Source organism: Bacillus sanguinis (genome assembly GCF_018332475.1).
Classification (GTDB): domain Bacteria; phylum Bacillota; class Bacilli; order Bacillales; family Bacillaceae_G; genus Bacillus_A; species Bacillus_A sanguinis.
Genome location: NZ_BOQB01000309.1, coordinates 1 through 4818, shown reverse-complemented (window position 1 = coordinate 4818; position 4818 = coordinate 1). Strand labels below are relative to the sequence as shown.

Annotated in this window: 7 protein-coding genes; 6 read left to right on the top strand and 1 reads right to left on the bottom strand. The window is 30.1% G+C overall.

Going from position 1 to position 4818, the window contains the following annotated elements; translation table 11 throughout:
* On the bottom strand, positions 1-481 hold a 481-nt coding region (locus KI369_RS24685; protein WP_212957880.1), incomplete at its 3' end, for a DUF2441 domain-containing protein.
* A gap of 212 nt (positions 482-693) precedes the next feature.
* Here KI369_RS24685 and KI369_RS24680 point away from each other — a divergent pair.
* The 6 genes from KI369_RS24680 to KI369_RS24655 all read left to right on the top strand — a co-directional run bounded on the left by KI369_RS24680 (position 694) and on the right by KI369_RS24655 (position 4693).
* Complete coding sequence (locus KI369_RS24680) at positions 694-1179, top strand: DUF2798 domain-containing protein (protein ID WP_212957878.1); 486 nt, start codon at positions 694-696, stop codon at positions 1177-1179.
* A gap of 180 nt (positions 1180-1359) precedes the next feature.
* A complete protein-coding gene (locus tag KI369_RS24675; protein WP_144611321.1) occupies positions 1360-1785 on the top strand; it encodes a DMT family transporter in 426 nt (141 codons plus the stop codon).
* A gap of 19 nt (positions 1786-1804) precedes the next feature.
* Positions 1805-2500, top strand: coding sequence for a Crp/Fnr family transcriptional regulator (locus KI369_RS24670; RefSeq protein ID WP_212957876.1), 696 nt, complete (start codon positions 1805-1807; stop codon positions 2498-2500).
* Positions 2501-2516: 16 nt separating this feature from the next.
* On the top strand, positions 2517-2987 hold the full coding sequence (locus tag KI369_RS24665) for a DMT family transporter (protein ID WP_212957874.1): 471 nt from the start codon (positions 2517-2519) through the stop codon (positions 2985-2987).
* A 578-nt stretch (positions 2988-3565) separates the two neighbouring features.
* On the top strand, positions 3566-3973 hold the full coding sequence (locus tag KI369_RS24660) for a GNAT family N-acetyltransferase (protein ID WP_212957872.1): 408 nt from the start codon (positions 3566-3568) through the stop codon (positions 3971-3973).
* Between the two features lie 66 nt (positions 3974-4039).
* Positions 4040-4693 (top strand): MBL fold metallo-hydrolase, encoded by a 654-nt coding sequence (locus tag KI369_RS24655; protein ID WP_144611324.1) that lies wholly within the window; start codon positions 4040-4042, stop codon positions 4691-4693.
* The last annotated feature ends 125 nt before the right edge of the window (positions 4694-4818 follow it).

The window sequence follows — 4818 nt, the reverse complement described above, 5'->3', positions numbered from 1 at the left end:
TTTGAGAGAAAGGAATCCCATCTTCTTTCGGTAAAAGGTTACCGTCACCTTCAAAAGAACTTCCAATTACTCGTATTTTAACAATTTGTAAAGCTTCTCGATTGTAAGAATCAAATAATGCTTTCCATTTTAAAGCATCTTCATAGCTTTTAGCAGCATATAAACAAGACAATCTTGACGGATAATTAGGATATTCTTGTAGTCTAACCATTTCCACAATCGTTTCTCTAATGGCTCTAATTGTTTGATCCATGTAATTCATAACGACTGGAGCATTTTCATTATTTATATGTAATTCTTCATTTTTATAGTGATTATTTATAATTTTCATGCCATCTTCACCACTAGCATTTAATTGTTCCTTTTCAAAAAAGAAGTGATATAGAGTATTATGTTGATTTTTGTTAAAATGAATGATTTGTCCGATATTCATTTTTCTCCTTGTTACGATGTGATATGCGTAAAATGCTGCTTCATTCATGGGTATCCTCCTAGTAATAATGTAATGCAACGTTAAATTTAGTAATTCAACATCGCGATATATATAACCTTTATAAGTAAAAGTGAGAATTTGAGTAGAAAATAAAGAAAATATATGGAAGCGCTTTAAAATTGTTCACAAAATGTTCACTTACGAAGGGGTTTTCAATATCGATATAATGACAAAGACTCAAAGAGAAAGGATGATGAATTTTGCCAACAACAAGAAAGGAAAACCTCCAATTTGGTATGATGATGTGCCTTGGGATGGTTATCGTAATGACGTTTTACAATTTACTAATGAATGGATCAGGAGGGCCAATTCATATTAAGGAGATTGCATTAGAACTATTAATTGGATTTATTATTGCGCTATTAATTGAAATAAGTATTGTTGGACCTTGTGCGAAAAAAATTGTATTCATGCTACCGTTTGATAAATTAAAGAAAATAAATATTATTATTGCCATGGCGACAGCAATGGTAATCGGAATGGTGTTCTTTATGTCATTTTTCGGAATGATTATGATGCATTTACATGGTGGGCTACAAGGGGACTCATTTGTTTCAATATATTTTTCAATTTTTATTAAAAATTTCATTATGGCTTATCCGTTGCAATTAATTATTATGGGACCGCTTGTGCGTTTCTTATTTGCAAAGTTTGTTTTGAAGAAGAAATCTGTTAATGTAGCGTAGTTGTAATTACTAAAATTATATATATAAATAAAAAATAAAAGCGCATCTCAAATATTTTGAGGTGTGTTTTTTTGTGGGCATTCGCAGTTATTTTCTTAGTTGTTGTGACATTTGTCCTATTGCTTATATAGGATTATAGCTTTTAATTAAGTCAGAAATAAAAGATTAGGAGATGATTTTTTGAAAGGCATTGTATTTGCTGTATTTGCTGGCGTATTTATTACACTTCAAGGCACATTTAATGCGAAACTTAGTTCACATATTGGTATATGGTCGACGAGTATTATTACGCATTTTATTGGATTCCTTATTGCAACAACAATATTTTTGTTAAAGAAAGAAGAGAAAGTAACGGATTTAAAGCGTGTGAAAAAAATATATTTAGCAGCGGGTGCATTTGGTGTATTAATTATTTGTGCGGAAACGCTGGCGATATATTCACTAGGAGTTACATTGACAGCAGGTACACTTATGGTTGCACAATTGTTAACAGCAACTTTTATTGAGATGAAAGGATTATTTCAAATGAAAAAGATACAGATGGAGAGATATCATATTGTGGGAACAATAGTAATGATTATAGGTATTGTTGTATTTAATATGTAAATGAAAGGGGGAAACGAAAGTGGAGAATAGATCAGATTTAATTATTCATTATTTAAAAACAAATAAAAAGCTTGAGGCTTTTTCAGAAATAGATACAGCTTATTTTCAATTAAATCATTATGAAAAAGGTGAGCTTATTTGCAATATAGATGATGAAATGGATCGTTTATATTTTGTTGTTAAAGGTAAAGTAAAAGTTTACACGATTACACCAGAGGGAAAGAAACTGATCCTTCGTTTTATTAATCCATTGGCGGTTGTTGGTGATATTGAATTCATACAAAATAGTAAAGCGCATAATGCTGTTGAAGCTTGTTCAGAAGTTATAGCAATCTCTATTTCTCATATGGTTATTAGAAATAAGTTATTACAACATCCTAAATTAATGAATTTCTTACTTGAAAACATTGCGAACACATTAAAAATATCGACTCGTTTTACAGCTCTTAATTTACTTTATCCAGTAGAAGTACGTGTAGCAAGTTATTTACTTTCTATTTCCACTGACAGTAACGGGAATATGTATAAAGAAGATTTGGATGCGACTTCTGTATCAAGTATTGCGGATTTTATAGGTGTAAGTTATAGGCATGTAATTCGGGTTTTACAAAAATTTTATAAAGAGAAATTAATTGAAAAGAACAATGGAGTTATTGTAATTAAAGATTTTTTGAGAATGAAGGAAGTTGCTAAAAATAATATATATGAGCAATGAAAAGGGGAGAGGGAGTATGATTGGATTTAGTTTAGCTATAGTAGCAGGAATATTAATTAGCGTACAATCTGTTTTTAACGCAAAGGTAAATGAAAATGTAGGACAGTGGTTAACAACAACATGTGTTCTTGGAATAGGTCTCATAAGTTCTATTCTATTTTATATTATTGCAGAAAACAGTATTAGCATTAAAGTGTATACTACAAATTACTTGTTTTATGTAAGTGGATTGTTTGGCATCGGTTTAATTATTTGTATCATGGGTGCAATCAAGAGTTTAGGACCAGCGTATACGGTGCTCATTAGTCTTATTACTCAATTAGTTGTTGCTCTATGCATTGATACATTTGGATTATTTGGAATAGAGAGGGTTCCCTTACAAATAAATAAATTAATTGGAATTGTTCTATTAATTGTAGGGGTAGGGATTTTTAAAAATCTATTTTCGAATAAGAAAGATATTAATATAAATGAGGATAGAGCTTAAATACATTACAGGGAGAGTTTTGAATGATTAGAGTAATAGTAGTGAATACTCTTTTTGTGAAGGTATTACATTTATTTGAGGAAATCGTAAGTTATCAATTAGCACAGTTGAAAAATAAGTAAAGAAGCCTTAGATAAATTGTGATCTTATATATGCACTTATTCTTTTGAAGTTATGTGAACTATCGTAATAGGATAAGTATCTATAAAGTAGTCTATGATTAAAATTAAATATTACCTAGTATATTTAACTAATGAATACAATGTCTTTTTCAGTTATTATGCTGTAAAAAAAATTATGGTAAAATCTAAAACATAATGAAATAAAGGGGTAGTATTATATGGGTTATTTCTCAAACAGTTTATTAGTGTTGTTTGTCCTGATCGTCTGTAGTTGTATGATTTTTGGTTAATAATATAATGATGGATTTATATAAAAGAAGTTAACTGAGGAAAAGTTAGCTTCTTTTTATTTTATGTTGAGAAGGAATTATATTGTTGTTATGGAAGTTTGTTTATATTTTATAAAATTACCCTTTTTATAAAATATAAACAATCGATAGAGTTAGGAGTATTTACATGAATAATAGTATAAATTACACAATAGAACACCCAACAAATTTCAATGGATTATTAACTGTATACGAATCTTTAGGATGGAATTCTCTTAAATTAACGGTTAATGAATTGGAACAAATGTGTAACCAAAGTTGGTATGCAATTTATGCATTTGATGATAAGAAGTTAGTAGGAATGGGGCGTATTATATCAGATGGTGTAATAACGGGCGTTATTTGTGGTGTTTGTGTATTGCCAGAGTATCAGTACATTGGTATTGGAAAAGAAATAGTAGAACGATTAATCCAGCACTGTGAACAAAACAAGGTTATTCCCCAACTTATGTGTGTGGAAAAATTGCAATCTTATTATGAATCTATAGGGTTTCAGGCGTTTTCTGTTGGCATGACAAAACATATTATAAGATAGTAGAGCTTTATATTTCCAGTTTAATCGTACATATCTTCAAACTTCAGTATAAAGGAGAGTTGCTATATGGAGATTGCTAAAGGGGTAGAAATGTTACAACTTGAGTTTCAAGAATTTATTATTCACCCAATTCTTTTATGGGATGATGAAATGGCAGTTTTAATAGATACTGGTTTTCCTGGACAATTTGAAGATATACAAGTAGGGATGGAAAAGGTTGGGGTATCATTTGATAAGTTAAAAGTGGTGATTTTGACGCATCAGGATATAGATCATATAGGTAGTCTTCCGGAGTTATTGCAACGCTGTGGAAGTAATATTAAAGTTTATGCGCACGAGTTAGATAAGCCATATATTGAGGGAGATTTACCTTTATTGAAGGATGGAAAAATTGAGAATCCACCAAAAGGAAAAGTGAGTAATACTGTGATTGACGGGCAAGAACTTTCGTATTGCGGTGGGATACTAATTCTACATACTCCAGGGCATACGCCGGGGCATATTAGTTTATATTTGAAACAAAGTAAAACTCTTATTGCAGGAGACTCGATGTATAGTGTGAATGGAAAGTTAGGAGGAATTCACACCCCAACAACTTTAAATATTAAAGAAGCACAGCAGTCTTTGAAAAAGTATTTAAATTTAGATATTGAATCTGTAGTTTGTTATCATGGTGGATTAAGTAAGGAGAATATAAATGTTCAAATTCAAAAGTTGTAAAGGTGTGAAGGGAAATTTTTTTGTTAAATAGTGCTAAAATATAATTTAATTACGAGTATATAAATAATAAAAAAGCATGTTTGAATTTTTTCACACATGCTTTTTTATTAAATGAAATTTAGTAA

Bases quoted from the DNA above. Each gene is read 5' to 3' on its own strand.
- KI369_RS24660 (WP_212957872.1), top strand. From the start codon at position 3,566: ATGAATAATAGTATAAATTACACAATAGAACACCCAACAAATTTCAAT.
- KI369_RS24655 (WP_144611324.1), top strand. From the start codon at position 4,040: ATGGAGATTGCTAAAGGGGTAGAAATGTTACAACTTGAGTTTCAAGAA.
- KI369_RS24665 (WP_212957874.1), top strand. From the start codon at position 2,517: ATGATTGGATTTAGTTTAGCTATAGTAGCAGGAATATTAATTAGCGTA.